Source organism: Streptomyces sp. YS415, assembly GCF_023544665.1.
Classification (GTDB): Bacteria; Actinomycetota; Actinomycetes; order Streptomycetales; family Streptomycetaceae; genus Streptomyces.
This window is the reverse complement of the sequence record NZ_JAMJFL010000033.1, coordinates 49,302-71,011: the sequence shown is the minus strand read 5'-3', so window position 1 is coordinate 71,011 and position 21,710 is coordinate 49,302. Positions and strand designations below refer to the sequence as shown.

Here is a 21,710-nt window from a genome sequence, read left to right as displayed (position 1 = left end):
CCCGGGGCCCTCCCGCGCCCCGTAAAACGGGCTCTGACCAGCAAAAAAAGCCCTCCCGGAGGAGAGCTGAGAAATGGCGCCCCCGGCAGGACTCGAACCTGCGGCCAAGCGCTTAGAAGGCGCCTGCTCTATCCACTGAGCTACGGGGGCCGGTGTGTGGCCTCTGTCGTGGGTGCCCGGGTGTGGGCTGTTCCGTGACGTTGCCGGGGACAAGGATAGGGCTCCCGCGTCCTTGTCCCTGCTGCTTCGCCTCCGTGGCTCGATGTGGAGGTTCGGTGAAGCGGTCCTGATAATCGCAGGCAGGTACGAATCGTGCACCGCTTTTGACGTCCCACGCACCGGGTGTTGTGCACTCGTTATGCCTGGACTATGCCGGTGTCCCGGTCATCCCTTCCATCCCTTGTGTTCCGTCGGCGCGCAGACATGCTCATATGCTTCAGAATTCCCCTAAAATTGGGCATTCTTCACATGTGGTGACCTTGGACGTACGGCCTCAGCTGATCGACGCACTCTCCGCTCTGCGCGACCGTGTCGCAGCCGCACGCTTTCCGCTTCCCCTGCCGGGGGCGCCACGCGCGCGTGCCAACCGCGACGAACTGCTCGCGCAGCTCGACGACTATTTGGTGCCCCGGCTGAGAGAGCCCGAAGCTCCTCTCCTGGCCGTCGTGGGAGGTTCCACCGGGGCCGGCAAGTCGACTCTGGTCAACTCCCTGGTGGGCACCCGGGTCAGCGAGGCGGGGGTGCTGCGGCCCACCACCCGGACCCCGGTGCTGGTCTGCCATCCGGAGGATCATCACTGGTTCAGCGGGATGCGCGTACTGCCCGACCTCACCCGCGTCTGGGTGCCCCAGCAGGAGGCCGGGGACGATCTCCTGCTCCCCGGCGAGGACCCCGCGCGCGTGCTGCGCGTCGAAACCGCCGAAACACTCCCGCGCGGCCTCGCCCTCCTCGACGCGCCCGACGTCGACTCCCTCGTTGCCGACAACCGCGTCCTTGCCGCCCAGCTCATCTGCGCCGCCGACATCTGGGTCATGGTGACCACCGCCGCCCGCTACGCCGACGCCGTCCCCTGGCACCTGCTGCGCACCGCCAAGGAGTACGACGTCACCCTCGTCACTGTTCTCGACCGGGTGCCCCACCAGGTCGTCTCCGAGGTCTCCCGGCAGTACGGCGCCCTGCTCACCAAGGCCGGCCTCGGCCATGTGCCCCGCTTCACCGTCCCCGAACTGCCCGAGTCGGCCTGGGGCGGCGGCCTGCTCCCGGCCACCGCCGTGGCGCCGCTGCGCACCTGGCTCGTCCACCAGACCCAGGACCCGGCCGCCCGCCAGCACGTCATGGCCCGCACGGCCTACGGCGTCCTCGACTCCCTCAAGGCCCGGATGCCGGAACTGGCCAGCGCCGCCGCCGCCCAGTACGCCGCCGCGCTCCGGCTCACCGCCGCCGTCGACTCCGCCTACGACAGCGAGTACGCGCGCGTACGCGGCCGTCTCCAGTCCGGCGCCGTCCTCGCCGGCGACGCCCTCAAGCGCTGGCGCGCCTTCCCCCTCGACTGCACGGCCGGTGAACTCCTGGACTCCCTGGTGGAGAGCCTCGTGGCCCTCCTGGTGTGCTCCGTCACGGCCGCCGACGAGCGCGTCGACGAAGCCTGGCGCCGCGAACCGGCGGCGGGCGCCCCCGGCCTCCGGGACCGCGATCCCACCCTGGAGACCGCCGAGCACCGCATCGGTCTGGCCGTACGGCGCTGGCGGCGCGAGCTGGAGGAGTACGCCGAGGACGAGGTACGCGACCTCGACCGCAGCCCCGCGCCCGACCCCGAGGTGGTCGCCGCCCTCGTCGCCACGGCGCTCCTGGGCGGCCGTAGAGGCCGCTCCGCGGGCGAAGGGCTCGCCGAGCGCATCGGAGCCCACGGCGCGCTGCGGTTGCGCGACCGGGGCGGACGGCTCCTCGCCGACCATCTGGACCGTGTCATGCACACCGAGCGCGAGCGCCGGCTCGCCCCCCTCGACGCCCTCGACGTCCACCCGGAACCACAGGCCGAACTCATCGCCGCGCTGTCCGTACTGCAGAAGGAGAGGTGACCGGTGACCGCCGTCACTGACCAGGACCACGACCGGGGCCACACCGAACCCGCCGAGGACGGTGCCGCCGAGAGCGTTCCCGAGGAGACCGAGGAGACCGAGGAGGCCGAGGAGGCCGAGGAGGTCGAAGAGGCCAAGGAAAGCGAGGAGGCCGAGGCGTGCGGCGCCGAGACGGACGTAGCGGCCGCTAAGGAGGCCGGGACGGACGGGGACGGCGGGCACGCGCGCGTGGAGGACGACACCGCCGGGGGCGACTCCGGGACCGCCTGGGACGACGGGCTGATCGCGCGGCGGGTGAACGAGAACGCCGGGGAGCAGGCCCCACCCGTGGTGGAGCGCCGGGCCTCCACGAAGCAGACGCCGACCACACTGGCGTACGACGGTGTCCTGCGGTCGCGGCTCGACGCGTTGCGCGAGCTGGTGGGGCTGTCCCGGACCCGGCTCGACAGCCGGACCCTCGCCGAGGCCGGGCGGGTGCTCGACGAGGCCGCCGCGCGGCGCAGGCTGTCGGGGCAGCACACCGTGATCGCCATCGCGGGCGCCACCGGCAGCGGGAAGTCGCAGCTGTTCAACGCGCTGGCCGGGGTGACCATCTCCGAGACGGGCGTACGCCGGCCGACCACCGCCGCGCCCATCGCCTGCAGTTGGAGCGACGGCGCGGCCGCCCTCATCGACCGGCTCGGCATCCCGCCCCGGCTGCGCCGCCGCCCCGCCGGCCAGCACGCGGACGCCGAGGGACAGCTGCGCGGGCTCGTCCTGGTCGACCTGCCCGACCACGACTCGGCCGCCGTGCAGCACCGCGAGCAGGTGGACCGGGTGCTGGCCCTCGTGGACGCGGTCGTCTGGGTCGTGGACCCCGAGAAGTACGCGGACGCCATGCTCCACGAGCGCTATCTGCGGCCCATGGCGGGCCACGCCGAAGTCATGTTCGTCGTCCTGAACCAGATCGACCGGCTCCCCGGGGAGGCGGCCGAGCAGGTCCTGGACGATCTGCGGCGGCTGCTGGACGAGGACGGCATCGCGCTCGGCGAGTACGGCGAACCGGGCGCGACCGTGCTCGCGCTGTCCGCGCTCACCGGGGACGGCGTCGGCGAGCTGCGCGAGGCGCTCGGCCAGTTCGTGACGGAGCGCGGGGCCGCCGCGCGCCGGATCTCGGCCGACGTCGACGCCGCCGGGTGGGGGCTGCGGCCCGTCTACGCCACCTCCCGGCGGACCGGGCTGAGCGAGGAGGCCCGGGACGAGTTCGCCGCCCGGCTCGCGGACGCCGTCGGTGCCACCGCGGCGGGCGAGGCCGCCGAGCGCGCGTGGCTGCGCAACGCCAACCGCGCGTGCGGGACGCCCTGGCTGCGGCTGTGGCGGTGGTACCAGGACCGCAGCGAGCCCTCGACGGGACGGCTCCCGCTGCGGACCCAGGCGGACGAGGAGGCCACCGCGCGTCAGCGGGTCGAGCAGGCGGTGCGTACGGTCGCCGAGCGGGCGTCCGCCGGGCTGCCGACGCCGTGGGCGCAGGCGGTGCGGGAGGCGGCCGTACGCGGCTCCCAGGGGCTGCCCGAGGCGCTGGACGACCTGGCCGGGCGCGCGGGACTGCCGCCGGGGCGGCCGCCGCGGCCGGGGTGGTGGCCCGCGGCGGTGCTGGTGCAGGCGTCGATGACGCTGTTGCAGGTGGTGGGCGGCCTGTGGCTGGCGGGGCAGATCGTGGGTGTCATGGCGCCGAACCTGGGTGTGCCGGTGCTGTTGATGGTGGCCGGGATCATCGGGGGGCCGTTGGTGGAGTGGAGCTGCCGGATGGCGGCGCGGGGGCCGGCGCGGCGGTACGGCATGGATGCGGAGCGGCGGCTGCGGGAGGCTGCCGCCGGGTGCGGGCGGGCGCGGGTGCTGGATCCGGTGGCCGCGGAGTTGCTGCGGTACCGGGAGGTTCGGGAGCAGTACGGGCGGGTGATGGGGGTGGGGGTGGGGTGACCTACGGCACGGTGGCATGACGTACGGCCCGGGGCTGCTGGGTCCGGGGTGTTGCAGAGGCACGGGGTGTTGCAGAGGCACGGGGTGAGGCAGAGGCACGGGGTGAGGCGGAACGCCCCGTTCGAGTGGCGGGGTTGTCCACAGGTGCGGCGCTGATCCACAGCGCTCGGCGGGCCCGGCCCGGCGGAGGCAGTCTGGCTGCGCGGCGATTCGCGAGGACGCGATCGCCGGCGCGACAGACGCAGCCGTACGGGACGGGCCCGTCGGCGTATCAGGGAGGGCGCACGATGAACGAGACGATCGTCTCCGTGGTGGGGAACGTGGCCACGCAGCCGGTGTACCGGGAGGTCGCGACGGGACCGTCCGCGCGGTTCCGGCTGGCGGTGACCGCGCGGTACCTGGACCGCGAGAAGAACGAATGGACGGACGGGCACACCAACTTCTTCACGGTGTGGGCCAATCGGCAGCTCGCCACGAACGCGGCGGCGTCGCTGACCGTGGGCGACCCCGTCCTGGTGCAGGGCAGGCTCAAGGTCCGCTCGGAGGTGCGCGAGCAGCAGACCTGGACCTCGGCCGACATCGAGGCGGTGGCGATCGGCCACGATCTCGCGCGCGGCACCTCCGCCTTCCGCCGCCCGGGCCGGCCGGAACCGGCGGTGAGCAGTCCGCCTCCGCCCCCGCGTCCGGAACCGGACTGGGAGACGCCGGATGCGGCGAGTCAACCTGCGGCGGAACCGGCAGCGGTGACGTGACGTCAGTGCTGGTGTGATCGTTGACCGAACTGCGGCTTATCGGTGAGTGCGTGCCGAAGACTCCGGTGGATTTGTCGATAAGCCCTGTTCGCAGGGGGTCCCCGCGATAACGATTCCGAGTCGGATCGCTTGTCCCACGGGATCCCCGGGAAGCGTGGTGCGCCTGGTCCTTAGGATGCCGAACAAGGCTCTCGGGGCTTGTAGTTCTGCTGGTGGGACCGTACCCCCCACATCAACGGGTCCTGCTCGAAGGGGAATTCTGTGCTTTCTTCTTTCGCCGCGCCGTCCGGGCGTGGTCGAGGTGCGGCCCGATTCGCCGCCGCCACGCTGGCGTCCGGCCTGCTCGCCACCGGCGTGCTGGTGGCCGGTGCCGGCCAGGCGGCCGCCGACGGTGCCGCGGAGAGCCAGGGCGGGGCGACCGCGACCATAGGCGGCCTGAAGACGTACGGCACGGCGGTGATACGCGGCGAGGCCGGCGACCAGGAGATCTCCGCGGGCCTGTTCGAGATGTCCGTCGACGGCGGCGGGACCCTCCAGACGTACTGCGTGGACCTGCACAACCCCACGCAGAAGGACGCCAAGTACCACGAGACGCCGTGGAGCGGGACCTCCCTCGGGACCAACGCGAACGCGGGCAGGATCCGCTGGATCCTGCAGAACTCCTACCCGCAGGTGAACGATCTGGCGGCGCTGGCCAGGAAGGCGGGCGTCCGGGGCGGGCTCACCGAGCAGGACGCGGCGGCGGGCACGCAGGTGGCGGTGTGGCGCTACTCGGACGGCGCGGACGTCGAGGCGGTCGACCCGCAGGCCGAGAAGCTCGCCGACCACCTGGAGAAGAGCGCCCGTGCCGTGGCCGAGCCGGCGGCGTCGCTGACGCTCGACCCGCCCGCGCTGTCCGGGCGCCCCGGTGAGCGGCTCGGACCGCTGACCGTGCGCACCGGCGCGCGGACGGTTACCGTGACGCCGCCCGCGGACGCGGCCATGAGCGGCGTACGGATCGTGGACAAGGCCGGCAAGCCCGTCACCTCCACCGCCGACGGCGGCCGGATCTACGTCGACGTGCCCGAGGACGCGGCGGCCGGCACCGCGGAGCTGACGGTCCAGGCCTCCACGACCGTCCCCGTGGGCCGCGCCCTCACCTCCGCCGGCCGCAGCCAGACGCAGATCCTGGCGGGCTCCAGCGAGTCGACGGTGTCGGCGACCGCGACGGCGACGTGGGCCGAGCGGGGCGCCGTACCGGCCCTGTCCGCGACGAAGAACTGCGCGAAGGGCGGCGTGGACATCACGGCCGTCAACGGGGGAGACGCGCCCTTCTCCTTCGATCTGATGGGCACCGAGTACACCATCGGCGCGGGCGAGTCCCGGACGGTGACCATCCCGCTCCAGGAGGACCAGGCCTACGACTTCACCATCGAGGGCCCCGGCGGCTCCGCCCAGCGCTTCACCGGCGTCCTGGACTGCATGACGCAGGCGGCGGAGGCCGCGCAGGCCGACAACACGTCCACCCAGACCCTGACGGAACCGAGCCCCGCCACGGTGGGCGGCACGTCCCCCGACACCAACCTCGCGGCGACGGGCAGCTCCGACGCGACGCCGGTGATCGCGGGGGTGGCGATCGGGCTGGTGGTGATCGGCGGGGCGGCCCTGCTGATCGTCGGCCGGCGAAAGCCCTCGGAACAGGACTGACCTGGCGGCCTGGGGCCTCGGGAAGCCCCAGGTCAGAGGGATCGGAGGGAACGGGTTTCCTCCGGAGGGTGGCGGTGCGGCAAGATGGGGTGTATCTGCCCACTGCCTGATTTCAAGCTGCCGGACGGTTTCTCTTGGCTGAGTTCATTTACACCATGCGCAAGGCGCGCAAAGCGCACGGCGACAAGGTGATCCTCGATGACGTCACCCTGAACTTCCTCCCCGGGGCGAAGATCGGCGTCGTCGGCCCGAACGGTGCCGGTAAGTCGACCGTGCTGAAGATCATGGCGGGGCTCGAGCAGCCCTCCAACGGTGACGCCTTCCTCTCGCCCGGGTACAGCGTCGGCATCCTCATGCAGGAGCCGAAGCTGAACGAGGAGAAGACGGTCCTGGAGAACGTCCAGGAGGGCGTCGCCGAGATCAAGGGCAAGCTCGACCGGTTCAACGAGATCGCCGAGCTGATGGCCACCGACTACTCGGACGCCCTGCTCGACGAGATGGGCAAGCTCCAGGAGGAGCTCGACCACGCCAACGCCTGGGACCTCGACGCCCAGCTCGAGCAGGCCATGGACGCCCTCGGCTGCCCGCCCGGCGACTGGCCCGTCGTCAACCTCTCCGGTGGTGAGAAGCGCCGCGTCGCGCTCTGCAAGCTGCTGCTCGAGGCGCCCGACCTGCTGCTCCTCGACGAGCCCACCAACCACCTCGACGCCGAGTCCGTGAACTGGCTGGAGCAGCACCTCGCCAAGTACGCGGGCACCGTCGTGGCCATCACCCACGACCGGTACTTCCTGGACAACGTCGCGGAGTGGATCCTCGAGCTGGACCGCGGGCGCGCCTACCCGTACGAGGGCAACTACTCCACGTACCTGGAGACCAAGCAGACCCGTCTCAAGGTCGAGGGCCAGAAGGACGCCAAGCGCGCCAAGCGGCTCAAGGAAGAGCTGGAGTGGGTGCGGTCGAACGCCAAGGGGCGCCAGGCCAAGTCCAAGGCCCGTCTCGCTCGCTACGAGGAGATGGCCGCCGAGGCCGAGAAGATGCGGAAGCTGGACTTCGAGGAGATCCAGATCCCGCCGGGCCCCCGGCTCGGCAGCATCGTCGTCGAGGTCAACAACCTCAGCAAGGCCTTCGGTGAGAAGGTCCTGATCGATGATCTTTCGTTCACGCTGCCGCGCAACGGCATCGTCGGCGTCATCGGCCCCAACGGCGCCGGCAAGACCACCCTCTTCAAGATGATCCAGGGCTTCGAGGAGCCGGACTCCGGGAGCATCAAGGTCGGCGACACCGTCAAGATCTCCTATGTCGACCAGAGCCGCGAGAACATCGACCCCAAGAAGACCCTGTGGGCCGTGGTCAGCGACGAGCTCGACTACATCAACGTGGGCCAGGTCGAGATGCCGTCGCGGGCGTACGTCTCTGCGTTCGGCTTCAAGGGTCCCGACCAGCAGAAGCCGGCCGGTGTGCTCTCCGGCGGTGAGCGCAACCGCCTGAACCTCGCGCTCACCCTCAAGCAGGGCGGCAACCTGCTGCTCCTCGACGAGCCGACCAACGACCTCGACGTCGAGACGCTCTCCAGCCTGGAGAACGCGCTGCTGGAGTTCCCCGGCTGCGCCGTGGTCGTCTCCCACGACCGGTGGTTCCTGGACCGGGTCGCCACGCACATCCTCGCCTACGAGGGCGAGTCCAAGTGGTTCTGGTTCGAGGGCAACTTCGAGTCGTACGAGAAGAACAAGATCGAGCGCCTCGGTGCGGACGCCGCCCGTCCGCACCGCGCCACCTACAAGAAGCTGACCCGGGGCTGATCGATCTTGCGGCACATCTACCGCTGCCCACTGCGCTGGGCGGACATGGACGCGTACGGCCACGTCAACAACGTGGTCTTCCTCCGGTACCTGGAGGAAGCCCGTATCGACTTCCTGTTCCGCCCGGACAAGGATTTCCAGCAGGGGTCCGTGGTGGCGCGCCATGAGATCGACTACAAGCGGCAGCTCGTGCACCGGCACCGTCCGGTGGACATCGAGCTGTGGGTCACGCAGATAAGGGCCGCGTCCTTCACCCTCTCCTACGAGGTCAAGGACGACGACGTCGTCTACGTCCGGGCGTCGACGGTGATAGTGCCGTTCGACTTCGAGGCGCAGCGGCCCCGCCGGATCACTGCCGAGGAGCGGGAGTTCCTCGAGGAGTACACGGACGACGACGAGGAGGAGGCCGTCGCCGCATGACGGTGCTCCACCTCGCCGACGAAGGGGAGGCGGCGGATCTCGCCGCCTTCCTCTCCCGGTTGCTCCACTACGACCGGGCAGCGGCGGTGCGGCTTCAGGCGGCCGGTACCGCGCTTGCCGTGTTCGGGCGCCCGCCGTCCTTCGAGGTGCTGGCGATTCGCACGGCGAGGCTGGCCAAGCCGTACGAGGACGGGCTGAAGGTCACGCTGGACGTGACCGTCTCCGCCGGGGAACTGCTGGAAGCGCTGGACCTGGCGGCGGCCACGGCGGTCGTTCCCGGCGCGGTCACCGGGCCGCCGTGGGCGGGGGTGCTGCCGCCGCGGAGCGGATGGCGTGCCGAGCCGGGGCTGCCGGATCCCGAGGCGCTGCGGGCCATGGTCGGGGCGGCGGTGGCGGAATTCCGGGCGCGGACCGAGGAGTTGGGCCCCGAGGGGCGTACGCGGGCCGAGCTCGACCGGATCGGGCGGGACATCTGGTCCCGGGCCGTGGGCAGTACGCGGCTGCCGGTACGGGCCGTGCACGCGGCGCAGTCGCTGGGTTTCCTGCGGGCCGCGGATGAGGCGTCCGTGGGGCTGTTCTCGTCGGGGGCGTGGCTGCGGCTGCGGACGCCGTACGGGACGGTCGCCGTACGGCGGGCGGGGCTCGGGGCGCTGGACGTGAGCGTGTCCCGCTAGGACGGGCTGCCGGGGCGTCCCTTCGGGGGCGCCCGCCCAGCCGTACCGTGTATCAGCCCTCGGTGTTCACCATCGACGCTGCCGCGTACGTCAGGTAGTTCCACAGAGTGCGGTCGTGCTCCTCGGAGAGGCCGAGGTCGTCCAGGGCCGCGCGCATGTGCTTCAGCCAGGCGTCGTGCGCCGCGCGGTCGACGGCGAACGGGGCGTGGCGCATGCGCAGGCGGGGGTGGCCGCGGTTCTCGCTGTACGTCGTCGGGCCGCCCCAGTACTGGATCAGGAAGAGCGTGAAGCGTTCCTCGGCGGGGCCCAGGTCCTCCTCGGGATACATGGGCCGCAGCAGCGGGTCCTCGGCGACACCCTCGTAGAAGCGGTGGACGAGGCGGCGGAAGGTCTCCTCCCCGCCGACCTGCTCGTAGAAGGTCTGCTCCTGCAGTGTGCCGCGCCGAATCTCATTCACATCCCCTATGGTCTCAGACGCCGCGACCCAGGTCCGGAGACTTAGGACCCTTCCCGCTCCGACCGTCCTGCCCGGCTCTGCCCTCGCCCGGCGGCGCGTCCCGCAGGACAGTGGAGTCATGAGCGCCGATGTTCCCGACCAGGATCCGGACGACCTCGCCGGCACGGCGCGGGCGGAACTCGTGCGCGAGATCGAGCGCGGCGGGGTCTGGGCCGCGGATCCGGTGTGGCGGGACGTGTTCGCGGCCGTGCCGCGTCATCTCTTCGTGCCCTACTACTACGTGGGTGCCGTCGGCGGCTACGAGCGGCGCTGGAGCGAGAGTCCCGAGCCCGGAGCACGGCAGCGCTGGCTGCGCGGCGCCTACGCGGACGTACCGCTGGCCACCCGGCTGCGCGACGGGGAGCTGCTCTCCTCCAGCAGCCAGCCCTCGCTGATGGCGATGATGCTGGTCGCGCTGGAGCTGCGGGACGGGGACCGGGTGCTGGAGATCGGCGCGGGGACCGGGTACAACGCGGCCCTGCTCGCCCAGCGGCTCGGCGACGACGATCTCGTCACCACCGTGGAGCTGGAGCCGGAGATCACCGAGTCCGCGCGGCAGCATCTGGCCGCCGCCGGGTACCACCCCGCCGTCCTCACCGGCGACGGCACCCGGGGCGCCCCCGAGCGGGCGCCGTTCGACCGGATCATCGCGACCTGCACGCTGCCCTCGATCCCGGCAGCCTGGCTCGCCCAGTGCCGGGAGGGTGCCCGGATCCTGACCCCGCTGGCCACCGGTCTCGTCGCCCTCACCGTGCGGGACGCCGGGCATGCCGAGGGGCGGTTCCTGCACACGCCCGCCTACTTCGTCCCGTTGCGCGGCGGCGGCCGGCCCGAGCCGCCGCCCCTCGGCGGAGTGCCACGCCCCGCCAGGGACCACGACCTGTTCCGCTTCCTGCTGGCGCTGAGCCGCGACAGCCTGGACCCGCAGGAGGTGTACGCGCTGTGGGACCGCGAGGGCGCACCGCAGCGCGAGCGCTACGGCATCACCTTCAGCGGCGGGAGCCAGTGGGCCTGGCTGGACGATCCGGAGGGGCCGTACGCCTGGCCCCTCCGGTGAGGAGCCGAATCAGCCCCTGCCGATCGTCAGCCCGTGCCGATCATCAGCCCCTGCGGATCGTGATGGTCGTCCACGCGCCGACGTGGACCCGGTCGCCGTCCTGCAGCGGTACCGGGACGAACGGCTGGATCGGTTCGTCGGAGCCGTTCACCGTCGTGCCGTTCGTCGAGTTCTGGTCGACGACCGCCCAGGAGCCGTCCGGCTGCTGGACCAGCACCGCGTGCTGGTGCGAGACGCCCGGGTCCTCCGGCGGCACCGACAGGTCGATGTCGGGGGTGTCGCCGGTGGAGTGGCGGCGGCGGCCGATGGTGACCTGGTTGCCGGTGAGGGTGCGCTGCTGCTCGGGCGAGTACGCGGGCAGGTTCAGGCCCGCGGCCTCGGGGCCCGAGCGCTGCATCATCGCCATGAAGTAGTCGCGGTCCGGGCCGATCGTCGCCATCCAGGTGGCCGGCTGCTGCTGGTACGCCGGGCCGGGCGGGGCCTGGTGGTTGCCGGGCTGGGGGTAGCCGTAACCGCCGCCCTGGTGGCCGGGGCCGCCGGGGCCGGTGGGGGACGGGGGCGGGATCACCCAGTCGTCCTCGCCGCCGCCGAAGGACGGGCCGCCGGGCTGGGGGCGGTTCGTCTCCTGCGGGTAGGCGGGCGGGGCGGGCGGGCCGGAGCGGTACGCCTGCGGGGCGCCGGGGCCACCCGGGCCGCCGGGCGGCGGCGGAGGCTGCCGCGAGGGGTCGCCACCGAAGCCGGACGGGCCACCCTGACCGCCGGGACCGCCAGGACCTCCGGGGCCACCGGGCCCGCCAGGACCCGACGGGTTGCCGAAGGGGCCGGGACCACCAGGACCGGACGGGCCGCCGAACGGACCGGGGCCGCCGGGGCCGCCGGGGCCGCCAGGACCACTGGGGCCGGGGCCGGGGCCGCCAGGTCCGCCAGGACCACCGGGGCCGGGGCCGGGGCCGCCAGGGCCGCCCGGTCCCGACGACGGGTCCGCGCCGAACGGCGGGATCGGCTCGGCCGGCCGGTTCATCTGCGAAGGCCGCGAGCTCTGGTAGTCGTACGCGTCACCCCCGCCGTAGGACGGCCCGGGCGGCTGCTGCTGGAAGCGGCCCGCAGGGTTCGGGCCGGAGCCGGGCGCCGGCGGGCGCGGGGCGGCCGGGGTGTACGAGGTCGCCGTGTTGGTCAGGAAGTTCCACCGGCACTCCTCGCAGAACGGCGCACCGCCCTCACGGGGCGTGCGGCACTGCGGGCAGAGCTCCGGCTCGCGCTCCGGTACCGGGGCCAGGTGCGGACGCCCACCGCCGGGCTGGGCGCCGGGGCCGCCGGGCGGCGGCGGGAAGCCGTAGCCACCGCCGGGCGGGGGCGGCGGAGGGGGCGGGGGCACGGCACCGGCCATGCGGTGACCGCAGACCTCGCACCAGTCGTCGGAACCCGACTGGTGTCCGTTCGGGCAGGTCGGCATGTCGGCGCTTCCCCCTCTCCTTTCCGGCCGGGCGGCCGGATTTCTCCAACCCCGAGGGGTCAGGCTCGCTCAGTGCCCGGTAGCTTCCCCCGGGCACTTCTGATGTCACTTCTTCACACGAACAGTCTTTGTCGACCGGGTCTCGAGAGTCATCTCGTCGGCCTCCGCGACCTTCGCCTTCAGTCGCACAGTACCTGCCGCGGCATCGACCACGTCCACCACCTTCGCAAGGAGTTTCGCCGTATCGGCGTTTCCGGAGGCGCTGGCGAGCTGAACGGCCCGGCCCAGTTTGGCCGTTGCTCCGTCCATATTGCCCGCTTTGCGAAGATCGAGGCCCTGCTGGATGGCCTGGGCCAGTTCCGCCTGCCCGGTGTAGTGCGCGACTTGGGGGTTGATCGAGGTGGAGGCGGCCATGTCGTCGGTCCACACGGCCCGTACCAGGCCCTGGGCGCCGAGGTTCTGGACGCTGCCGTCCGGCTGCGGGACGACCAGCGAGACCCGGGCGGCCAGCATCTCCTGGCCCAGGTCGGCGACCGGGACCTCGACGCAGACGTGGTAGTCACGGGACTCGTCTCCCCAGGAGCCGGTGGGGTAGTCCCCGGAGCGCGGCCCCGATTCGGTACGGCGGTCCGTCAACTCCTCGACCGTCGGCGCCACTTGCTTGACGAACTTGATGGTCGTGCCCACCGGCGTCCACACCCGCAGGGCGACGTCCGCGACCTCCTTGCCCATCGCCGTCTCCATCATCCGCGTGAAGTCGTCGGCCAGGCCCGCCGGGTCGGCGACGATGTCGGCGGTGCCGAGCAGGGCGGAGGCGATCCCTGTGACTTCTTTCACTTCCCAGTCGGTGCCCACACCGCGCGCGTCACAGGTGAAACGGCCGGCGCAGGAGTCCAGTGCGGCGCGCAGGTCCTCCGGTGACTCGTGTTCATTGCGGCCGTCGGTGAGCAGGATGCCGTGGCGGATGGCGACGTCCGCGGAGGACAGCAGCCGGTCCGCGAGCCGCAGCCAGGTGCCGATGGCCGTGCCGCCGCCCGCGCTGAGCCTGCGCAGCGCCTGCTTGGCCTCCTCGCGGGTGGTGGCGTCGGCGACCGCGAGCCGGCCGGCGCCCGGGTAGACCTCCCGGGCGACGTGCGTGCCGCCGATCACTGCGAAGTGCACCCCGTCGCGCAGGGTGTCGACGGCCGCGGCCGTGGCGTCCCGGGCGTTGCGCATCTTGGTCGGCGGGTAGTCCATCGAACCCGAGCAGTCGACCATGATCGCCACCGCGGCGGACGGACCCTGGCCCGGCGTGTAGAGCGGCGCCGCGACCGCGCTTCCGATCGTGCCGCCGCCGGTCGCGGAGACCGTGACGATCGCGTTGACCTCACGGCCGCCCTCGGGAAGGTACTCGTTCTGGTACACGTCCATCGAGAACTGCGGCACGTTCGACTTCGAGAAAATGGCCATGCCTTCTGTGATCCCCCTAGGTCACCCCACCGGGGTGGGGCGATGGCTGATGGCGGACCGGTCCCCTCCGGCCCGTCGAGGCTTCCCCGCTGCGTGGCCTCAGGCCGATCCTGCCCCCATCGGCGGGGCCGGGAACGGCAGCACGGCCACTGTTACGTTGTCGTGGCCCCCGCCGTCGAGCGCGTGGCCCACCAGCACCTGGGCGCTGTGCAGCGGACGTACGGCCGCGTCGAGGGGCACCACGTCCGCCATCTCGCCGGCCGCCTCGGCGTAGTTCCACAGCCCGTCGGTGCAGACCACCACCACGCCCGGCCGGTCCGGCTTGAAGGACGCGGTGTGCGGCTCCAGTTCGTAGGCGTCCGCGCCGAGCCACCCGGTGATCGCGTGGGCGCGCTCGTCGGCGTACGCCTCGGCCTCGTTCATCAGGCCCGCGGCGACCATCTGCGCGGCCCAGGAGTCGTCCTCGGTGAGCCGGGCCGCGGGCGCGCTGCGGTCCACCGGGACCCAGTAGACGCGGCTGTCGCCGACCCAGCCGACGACCAGCAGCCCGGCGGTGATCACGGCGCCGACGAGGGTGCAGGCGGGCGCGTTCTGGTGCGGGGCGTGCTCGCGGGCGGTGGCGGGCTCGCCGGCCAGCGCGTTGACCGCGCGGGAGGCGGCGACGATCGCCTCGTGCATGGCCTGCTGCGGATGCGTGCCCTGCGGCAGCGCCGCCAGCAGCGATTCGCTCGCCGCGCGGGACGCGGCCTGCGAGGCGTCGTCGGGGCGGGTCGCCGAGGAGACGCCGTCGCAGACGATCGCCAGGAGCGCGGGGGAGCCGTCGGCGAGGGCCGTGCAGCCCACGGCGAAGGAGTCCTCGTTGCGGTGGTGGCGCAGTCCGCGGTCGCTGACGGCGGCGATCGGGCCGCACGACTGCTCCATGTGGTCGCGCTCGCGGGGCTGGGCGTGACCGCAGTTCTCGCAGTAGCCGTCGTGGTCGACCCGGCCCGCCCGGCAGGCCACGCACACCTTGGCGGCCCCGGCCGGGGCCGGCTCCTCGGCGGCGACGCGCGGGTCGGGCGCCTGGAGCGGGTACTCCTCGGGCTCGGGCGCGTGGTCGAACCGCACGCCCGAGTGACCGCGGCCGTCCGGTTCGGCCCCCGGGAGATCGGCGGGCCGGTGCACCGCCGCCGGGGCGTCCGGGCCGGCCGGCTCGGAGACCTGCGGCCAGGCCGCGCCGGCGGCGCCGGGCCGCGGCGGCGGGACCGCGCTGTTGAAGGCGGCCGGTGTGCCGGCGAGGGCGGACAGGTCGTATCCGCACTTCTCGCAGAAACGGTCACCCGAGAGCAGCGGTTCGGCGCAGCTCGGGCACTTCGACAGAGCGGCCTGCTGGGGCATCTGCGACATCAACTACACCCACGTCCGGGGGCGGTAACGATTGGCACGTTCCACCAGGTCGATCCTCTCCTCGCCGCCCTGCGCGAGCCGGGCCAGCGTGCGGTACGAACGCTCCAGACCGAACCGCAGTCCCCGCTCGTCCAGGCCGCTGCCGAGCAGCAACCGTCCCCCGACGGCGGTGGGGACGGAACCTTGGCCACCGGAGAGTATCCAGTCCAGCGCACTGCCGAGCACCTCGGCCGCCAACTGCTCGCGGCGCGCCGGGTCCAGACCGTACGCCTGAAGCGCTTCCACCTGGCCCGCCGCGGCGGTCAGGTCGTCCAGGAACGGTACGTCACCGGCGACCGCGGTGCGCTGGCGCAGCCGCGCCCGTACCGCCGCGACCCGTGCGGCCGTGTAGTGGATGGAGCTCTCCGGAACCGACTCCAGCGTCGTCACGGCGCTGCGCCGGTCGCCGGTGGCGAGCTGGACGCGGGCCAGGCCGAACGCGGCGCTCACATAGCTCGGGTCGGTCGTCCAGACCAGGCGGTAGTACTCGGCGGCGTTGTCGAGCTGGCCGAGCACCTCCGCGCACAGGCCCAGGGCCAGCTTGGGGGCGGGCTCGCCGGGGAAGGCGTCGTAGATCGCGTCGAAGGCGAGCGCGGCGCCCTCGTGATCGCCGGTCACCAGCGCGGCCACGCCCCGGTACCAGACCACCCGCCAGTCGTCGGGCCGCTCCGCCTCCAGGTGCAGCAGGGCCTCGTGGGCGGTGCCCGCGTCGCCGTTCTCCAGCCAGGCCCGCACCTGCCGCAGCCGGGTCTCGGTGGAGGGCGCCGGGGCGGCGGCGAGCGCGCTGACGAGTTCGCCGGGCGCGGAGGTCATCAGGCCCGCCAGGAAACCGGCGTTGGGGTCTCCCGGGTCCACGTGCGGCACGGGCAGGGCGAGGGCCGCCGCGGGGGTGAGGACGGGCTTGACCAGGCCGCCGGCCAGGGCGGGCGCGGTGGTGGCGGCGCTGCCGCGGGCCCCCAGACGGGAGACCTCGCCGTCCAGCTTCGGGAACAACACCGTGTCGGTGACCTTCACTTCGGGACCGAACAGCGTCGACAGCGCGGGCCGCGCGCGTCCCGTCTGCAGCGACACGACCTCCCGCAGCACGCCCGTCAGCTGCTCCGCCATCTCCTGCGCGGAGGCGAACCGGCGGGCCGGGTCGGGGTCCGTCGCCCGGACCAGCAGCCGGTAGAAGGACTCGTACTGCCGGAACACCTCGATGTTGTCCGGGTCGGGCAGGGAGTCCACGAAGACGTTCGTGTAGCCCTGGAAGTCGAAGGTGAGCACCGCCAGGGTGCGGCCGACGGTGTAGAGGTCGCTCGCCACCGACGGGCCGACCTCCGCGACCTCCGGCGCCTGGTAGCCCACCGTGCCGTAGATGGCCGACTCCTCGTCGTCCATCCTGCGCACCGCGCCCATGTCGATGAGCTTGAGCTGGCTCTCGGTCTGGATGGCGTTGTCGACCTTGAAGTCGCAGTACAGCAGGTTGCGGCTGTGCAGATGGCCGAGGGCCTCCAGGGCCTCGATGCCGTAGGCGCAGGCCTGCTCCACCGGCAGCGGATCGCGCTTGCCCGCCGCGGTGCGGCGGTCGTTGGCGATCTCCTTGAGGGACTTGCCGCCGACGTACTCCATGACGATGTAGCCGTCCAGGGAGCCGGTGCGCTGGTCCAGGTGCTCGACGAAGTTGTAGATCCGCACGATGTTGGCGTGCTCGATCTCCGCGAGGAAGCGCCGCTCGGAGATCGCGGCGGCCATCGCGTCCTGGTCGCCGGTGTCGAGCAGGCCCTTGAGGACCACCCAGCGGTCGGAGACCGCACGGTCCACGGCGAGGTAGACCCAGCCGAGCCCGCCGTGTGCCAGACAGCCCACGACCTCGTACTGCCCGTGCACCACATCGCCGGACTTCAGCTTCGGGACGAAGGAGTACGGGTGCCCGCACTTGGTGCAGAAGCCCTCCGTACGGCCCGGCCGCTCGCCGCGCGCCCGGCCCACCGGCGCCCCGCAGTCCGAACGCGAGCAGAACCGCTTGCGCTCGGGCACCTCCGGGTTGTCCAGCACCATCGCGCGCGGGTCGGGCCGCGGCACGTCCGGCACGTCCACCAGGCCGACGCCGAGCCGGCCCCGTCCCGAGGTGGCGGCGGCGGAACCGGAGCTGCGCACCGACACCGAGCGGCCGGAGGCACGGCCCGACAGGGACCGCGACAGCCGCCCGGACACCGAGCGGCGCGACTTCGACGACTGCGAGGACGTACGCGAGCTGCTGCGGCTGCTGGAGCGGGAACTGGTGCTGCCCGAACCGCCCTTGCCGCCGCCGGTCACCCCGGTGGGCGTCGAGCCGACCATGCCGGACGAGGAGACGACCGGGGCCAGACCGCAGGTGTCGCAGTACAGCTCACCGCCGCCCATGTCCTCGTACGCACCGCCGCAGCCGGGCCGCTGGCAGGACTGCTGTGGCTGACTCATGACCTCGTCTCCCCCCGACGATCCTCCGGTCCGTCCTGCTCCGCCACCCGCGGGGTGCCGAGCAGTTCGACGGCCGCCCGCTGGTAGCGCAGGACGGCCTGTTCCGCGACGCGCAGGTCGCAGGGCGCGCTCCACAGCATCCGCCGGGCCGCGTCGTACCGCTCGATGAGGAACGGGTCCTCGGCCAGGCCGTGCCGGGCCACCTTCGCCTTGTACGCGTCCAGCCGCCCGCGCAGCTCGGCGCGGACCGCCAGCGGCTGGGTAACGGCGGTCAACGACTCGCGGGCGCGCAGCAGTTCGTCCTCCGCCTTCTCCTCCAGCGACTCCAGCAGCGGGGACAGCCGGTGCCACTGGCCGTGCCTGCGGTACTCGGCGGCCGTCGCCAGCTGCTCCTGCAGCGCGGTCGGCGGACCGCTGACCACCGGTACCTCGGTGGCGGCGATCTTCGCCAGGACCTCGCCGCGCGCGGTGCGTGCCTCGGCGAGGGTGCGGTCCGCGCGGGAGAGCACGTCCCGCAGCTTCACCAGGCGGGCCTCGGCGTCCTGCCGGACGGTGAGCACGGCGTCGATCTCCCGGCGTACGTCCTCCAGGGCGCGCGCCTCACGGTCGTACACCGTGGTGTCCGGCTTGCCGCCGCCGGGGGCCGAACTGCCCTGCGCGGGACGCCAGAAGGCGAGCGGGTCCGACACGACCTGCGCGCGCAGGTCCGTCAGCGTGCGGGTGATGCGCTCCAGGTCGTCGCCGGCCGGGTGCTCGCCCGGGCGGACGCCGACGGAGTGCGCGAGCTTGCGGGTGCGCTGGAGCTCCGCGGCCAGTAAATCGATCCGGGCAGGCAGCGCCGACCACACCGCGTCGGCGGCGACGACCATGTCCAGTGAGCTCGCGTACAGCTCGTTCATCCGGTCGACCAGTGCGGCCAGCGTGAACCGCTCGCTGAGCTTGCCCGAACCGCCGTGCAGCGTCGGCGCGTTGGCGGTGGCCACGGTGGAACCGGCGACCGTGACGGACTCGCCGCGCAGGAGCTCGGTCAGCTCCGCCAGGTCCTCGCGGCTGGACCAGCGGCGCCGGGAGCGGATCTCACGGGCGCCGCGCAGGGCCGCCGTATAGGCGTCGAAGTAGGCCCACAGCAGCGTGATCGACGCCTCCGCGGCCGTCCAGCGCTCGTGGGTGACGCCGGTGAGCTCGGCGCCTTCGAGGAGTCTGCGGCCCGCGTGGTCCTGGAGGGCGAGCAGCGAGGTCTCGATCGCCTCGTGCTCCGCGCCGAGCCGCGCCAGCGCACGGTCCACCTCGTCCCGGTCCATCACCGGCCCGGGGGGTCCCGTGACGCCCATCGATCACCTCTCGCTGCTGTGTTGTGCGGTTGGGGGGTTGTGCTCGTGCCGGGTTCAGCTCTTGCGGAGGTACCGCGGTGCGGGCGGTTCCGAATCCGCCGACTCCGCCCCCAGTGTCGCCGACAGCCAGGTGTCGTACGACGCCTGCCAGCCGCCGGAGGCGTCCTTGCGGTAGTCCACCAGGATCTGGTTGACCCGGCGTACCAGATCGTCGGCGTCCTTCTTCATCGCCACGCCGTAGTACTCGGTGGTGAACGCCGCGCCCTTCAGCTCGACCGTCGGGTCCTGCGCCGCCTGGCTCGCGGCGAGCGCGCCGTCGGTCACCACCGCGTCGGCTTCGCCGAGTTGGAGACGGACCAGGCAGTCGAGCTGGTTGGGAACGGTGCGGGAGATGTCCGCCGAGGCCGGCAGGTTGCCGTCCTTGCGGCCCTGCTCCAGGGTGGAGTACGCCGTCGAACCCTCGGCGGTGCAGATCTTCCGGTCGGCGAGGGTGTCGTCGTAGCCGGTGACGTCGGAGGACTTGGGGGCGAGGACCTGCTGGCCGGTCTTGAAGTAGGGCGCGGAGAACGCGACGTCGGTGAGCCGGTCGCAGTTGATCGTCATGGTGCGGACCACCATGTCGACGCGGCCCTCCTGGATCGCCGGGATGCGCTGGTTGGTCGGTATCGCCTTGAACTGCACCGCGTCCGGGTCGCCCAGGATGTCCTCGGCGATCCGGCGCGCCAGGTCGATGTCGAAGCCCTCCAGCTCGGCGGCGCCGGTGCTGTTGGGGTTGCGGTAGCCCCAGCGGTAGCTGTTCTGGTCGACGCCGACGATCAGCTTGCGCTTCTCGCCCTGCCGGTTCTTGATCGCCTCGATGGTCGGACCGTCCGCGCCGGACGGGGAGAGCGTCTGCTTCTCCGGGTCCGTGCACTCCTCCTCGGCGCGGGCGTGGCTGCCCTGCGCGATCCCCGGGCCACCGGTGCCGGTGCTGCCGTCGCCGGCGGCCCGGGCGAGCGGCAGCAGCAGCGCGAGCACCACCGCAAGGGCGCACACGGCCGCCATCGCTCCTACTCCGCCCCAGCCTTTCAGACTGGCCCGCAGTCGCTTCGCGCGCATCGTCCTGCCCCCTCTCACCGGTACTCCGACAGCCTGCGGCCGATGCCCAGGACGGCGCCGGCCGCGCCCAGCACGGCGAGCACCGCCGCGCCGATGGTCAGCCCCGACATCGCGTCCAGGCCGTTGCCGGCCGCCGACTTGAACTCGGCCGTCTCGTGCTTCAGCGCGGTGGCGAGGTTGGTGTCGACGCTGTCGAAGCACTCGCCGGTGGTGCCCTTGGCGCCGATCACCTTGTCCAGCGCCTGCTGGTACTCGCCGTTCTCGTCCTCCGCGCGGGCGGCGGAGTGGCGCTTCTTCCACTCCGTCATGTTCGCCACGGCCGAGGTGACCGGCCGCTCGCCCGCCCGGTCGTCGGCGAGATCCCCCGCGAGGGCGAGGCCCTTGCCGAGGGCGTTCATGTCCTGCGTGAAGTCGTAGTCGTAGGCGTCGTACGTCTCCTCGCCGACCTTCTTCGTCTCGGCGCCGCGGGAGACCAGCGTCAGGTTCTCGTTGCCGCGGGCCTTCAGGGAGGCGATCCGGGCGTCGTGCAGGACGTTCAGCGAGCGGACGCCGTGGTCGTAGGAGTCGTTCAGGCTCGCGCGGGCCACGCTGTGGCCGATGACCAGCCACAGCAGCACCACGGTGGCGGCGGCGGTGGCGGCGACCAGGCCGTGGTTCAGGACGCGGTTGGTGCGGCGGTAGTTGCGGTGCTGGGCCCAGGCGAGGGCGGCGAGCGCGAGGACGCCGAGGGCGATCGCGGCCCAGGGGTACGGGGTGGCGCCGTCGTAGTCGTCGCGCAGCCGCTGGTTCTCCTTCTTGTAGAGATCCTCCGCGGCCGGGAGCATCTCCTGCTGCATCTTCTCGTTGGCGTACCGCAGATAGGCGCCGCCGACCGGGAAGCCCTGGCGGTTGTACGTCCGGGCCTGCTCGACCAGGCCCTTGTACTCCGGGAGCAGCCGGTTGAGCTTGGCGATGGTCGCCGCGGAGGGGGAGTCGGGGTCGGAGTTGGCCGCGGCGGTGACGAGCTTCTCCGCGGCCGTGCGGATGCCCTTCTCGTAGCGGACGCGGTTGACGCCGGTCTCCGAGCGGCCGGCCAGGAAGCCGCTGGAGGCGGCGGTGTTGGCGTCGGCGAGGGAGCGGTAGATGTCGGCGGCGTCGGAGCTGAGCGGCTGGCTGCTGTGCAGGACGTCGTCGGCGGCGGCCGCGCGGTCGGCGACCTGCCAGGCGGTGACCGCGCCGAAGGCGACGACCAGCAGGGCGAGTACGGCGCCGATGATCCGGAGCCGGCCGGGCTCGGTGGTGGCGGCGGCGCGGAGCCGGTCCACGCCCTCGGCGAAGGCGGTGCGGCGGGTCACCGGTGGCGGGGGTGCCGTCGGCTCGGCGGGGGGAGCGGGCCGGTGCTGCTGCGGCGGGATCGGCGGCATGGCGGGCACGCCGGATCCCGGTGGTGGTGCCGTGCTGCTCGTCGCCGGCTGTGTCACTTCGACCTCCCCCATGGTCATCCGTCGCCCGCAAGTATCACTGCCGAAGCCTGCCGACGGCCAGGCGGGATCCCGGATCACCCCCTGCCCATGAATACGCCTCGGCCACCGGTTCGGTTCCGGCGGGGGTG

16 protein-coding genes and 1 tRNA gene are annotated in these 21,710 nt (G+C 72.7%); 8 read left to right on the top strand and 9 right to left on the bottom strand.

Annotated features, from left to right (window positions below):
• Window positions 1-74 precede the first annotated feature (74 nt).
• Window positions 75-150 (bottom strand) — tRNA-Arg (locus M8H82_RS30785).
• 320 nt (window positions 151-470) lie between these two features.
• On the opposite strand from M8H82_RS30785, the gene M8H82_RS30780 reads away from it, so the two are divergent.
• The 7 genes from M8H82_RS30780 (at window position 471) to M8H82_RS30750 (ending at window position 9,368) form a co-directional block, all read left to right on the top strand.
• Complete coding sequence (locus M8H82_RS30780; protein ID WP_250078363.1) at window positions 471-2,078, top strand: dynamin family protein; 1,608 nt, start codon at window positions 471-473, stop codon at window positions 2,076-2,078.
• A 3-nt stretch (window positions 2,079-2,081) separates the two neighbouring features.
• Entirely contained in the window at window positions 2,082-4,037 is a 1,956-nt protein-coding gene (locus tag M8H82_RS30775) for a YfjP family GTPase (protein WP_250078362.1), read from the top strand.
• 287 nt (window positions 4,038-4,324) lie between these two features.
• Complete coding sequence (locus tag M8H82_RS30770) at window positions 4,325-4,789, top strand: single-stranded DNA-binding protein (RefSeq protein WP_250078361.1); 465 nt, start codon at window positions 4,325-4,327, stop codon at window positions 4,787-4,789.
• A 261-nt stretch (window positions 4,790-5,050) separates the two neighbouring features.
• The gene (locus tag M8H82_RS30765; protein WP_250078360.1) at window positions 5,051-6,475 is read left to right on the top strand and encodes a Cys-Gln thioester bond-forming surface protein; all 1,425 of its coding nucleotides are present in this window, start codon (window positions 5,051-5,053) and stop codon (window positions 6,473-6,475) included.
• Window positions 6,476-6,609: 134 nt separating this feature from the next.
• Entirely contained in the window at window positions 6,610-8,274 is a 1,665-nt protein-coding gene (gene ettA, locus M8H82_RS30760; RefSeq protein ID WP_250078359.1) for an energy-dependent translational throttle protein EttA, read from the top strand.
• Between the two features lie 6 nt (window positions 8,275-8,280).
• Window positions 8,281-8,694: a thioesterase family protein gene (locus M8H82_RS30755; protein ID WP_250078358.1), complete on the top strand. Its 414-nt coding sequence runs from the start codon at window positions 8,281-8,283 to the stop codon at window positions 8,692-8,694.
• Window positions 8,691-9,368: a hypothetical protein gene (locus tag M8H82_RS30750; protein ID WP_250078357.1), complete on the top strand. Its 678-nt coding sequence runs from the start codon at window positions 8,691-8,693 to the stop codon at window positions 9,366-9,368. Before M8H82_RS30755 ends, M8H82_RS30750 begins: the two co-directional genes overlap by 4 nt.
• A gap of 52 nt (window positions 9,369-9,420) precedes the next feature.
• Here M8H82_RS30750 and M8H82_RS30745 read toward each other — a convergent pair whose 3' ends face one another.
• Complete coding sequence (locus M8H82_RS30745) at window positions 9,421-9,834, bottom strand: globin (RefSeq protein WP_250078380.1); 414 nt, start codon at window positions 9,832-9,834, stop codon at window positions 9,421-9,423.
• A gap of 109 nt (window positions 9,835-9,943) precedes the next feature.
• On the opposite strand from M8H82_RS30745, the gene M8H82_RS30740 reads away from it, so the two are divergent.
• Entirely contained in the window at window positions 9,944-10,921 is a 978-nt protein-coding gene (locus M8H82_RS30740) for a methyltransferase domain-containing protein (protein ID WP_250078356.1), read from the top strand.
• A gap of 43 nt (window positions 10,922-10,964) precedes the next feature.
• Here the strand turns inward: M8H82_RS30740 and M8H82_RS30735 are convergent, their stop codons facing one another.
• The 7 genes from M8H82_RS30735 to M8H82_RS30705 all read right to left on the bottom strand — a co-directional run bounded on the left by M8H82_RS30735 (window position 10,965) and on the right by M8H82_RS30705 (window position 21,522).
• The gene (locus M8H82_RS30735; protein ID WP_250078355.1) at window positions 10,965-12,374 is read right to left on the bottom strand and encodes an FHA domain-containing protein; all 1,410 of its coding nucleotides are present in this window, start codon (window positions 12,372-12,374) and stop codon (window positions 10,965-10,967) included.
• Window positions 12,375-12,479: 105 nt separating this feature from the next.
• A complete protein-coding gene (locus M8H82_RS30730; protein WP_250078354.1) occupies window positions 12,480-13,823 on the bottom strand; it encodes a VWA domain-containing protein in 1,344 nt (447 codons plus the stop codon).
• Window positions 13,824-13,922: 99 nt separating this feature from the next.
• Entirely contained in the window at window positions 13,923-15,212 is a 1,290-nt protein-coding gene (locus M8H82_RS30725; RefSeq protein WP_250078353.1) for a protein phosphatase 2C domain-containing protein, read from the bottom strand.
• Window positions 15,213-17,690, bottom strand: coding sequence for a serine/threonine-protein kinase (locus tag M8H82_RS30720; RefSeq protein ID WP_250078352.1), 2,478 nt, complete (start codon window positions 17,688-17,690; stop codon window positions 15,213-15,215). It abuts the gene before it with no gap.
• On the bottom strand, window positions 17,687-19,021 hold the full coding sequence (locus M8H82_RS30715; protein WP_250078351.1) for a hypothetical protein: 1,335 nt from the start codon (window positions 19,019-19,021) through the stop codon (window positions 17,687-17,689). Before M8H82_RS30715 ends, M8H82_RS30720 begins: the two co-directional genes overlap by 4 nt.
• Before the next feature lie 54 nt (window positions 19,022-19,075).
• Window positions 19,076-20,119, bottom strand: a complete 1,044-nt coding sequence (locus M8H82_RS30710; protein ID WP_250078350.1) for a glutamate ABC transporter substrate-binding protein — start codon at window positions 20,117-20,119, stop codon at window positions 19,076-19,078.
• 14 nt (window positions 20,120-20,133) lie between these two features.
• Entirely contained in the window at window positions 20,134-21,522 is a 1,389-nt protein-coding gene (locus M8H82_RS30705; protein ID WP_250078379.1) for a hypothetical protein, read from the bottom strand.
• Between the last annotated feature and the right edge of the window lie 188 nt (window positions 21,523-21,710).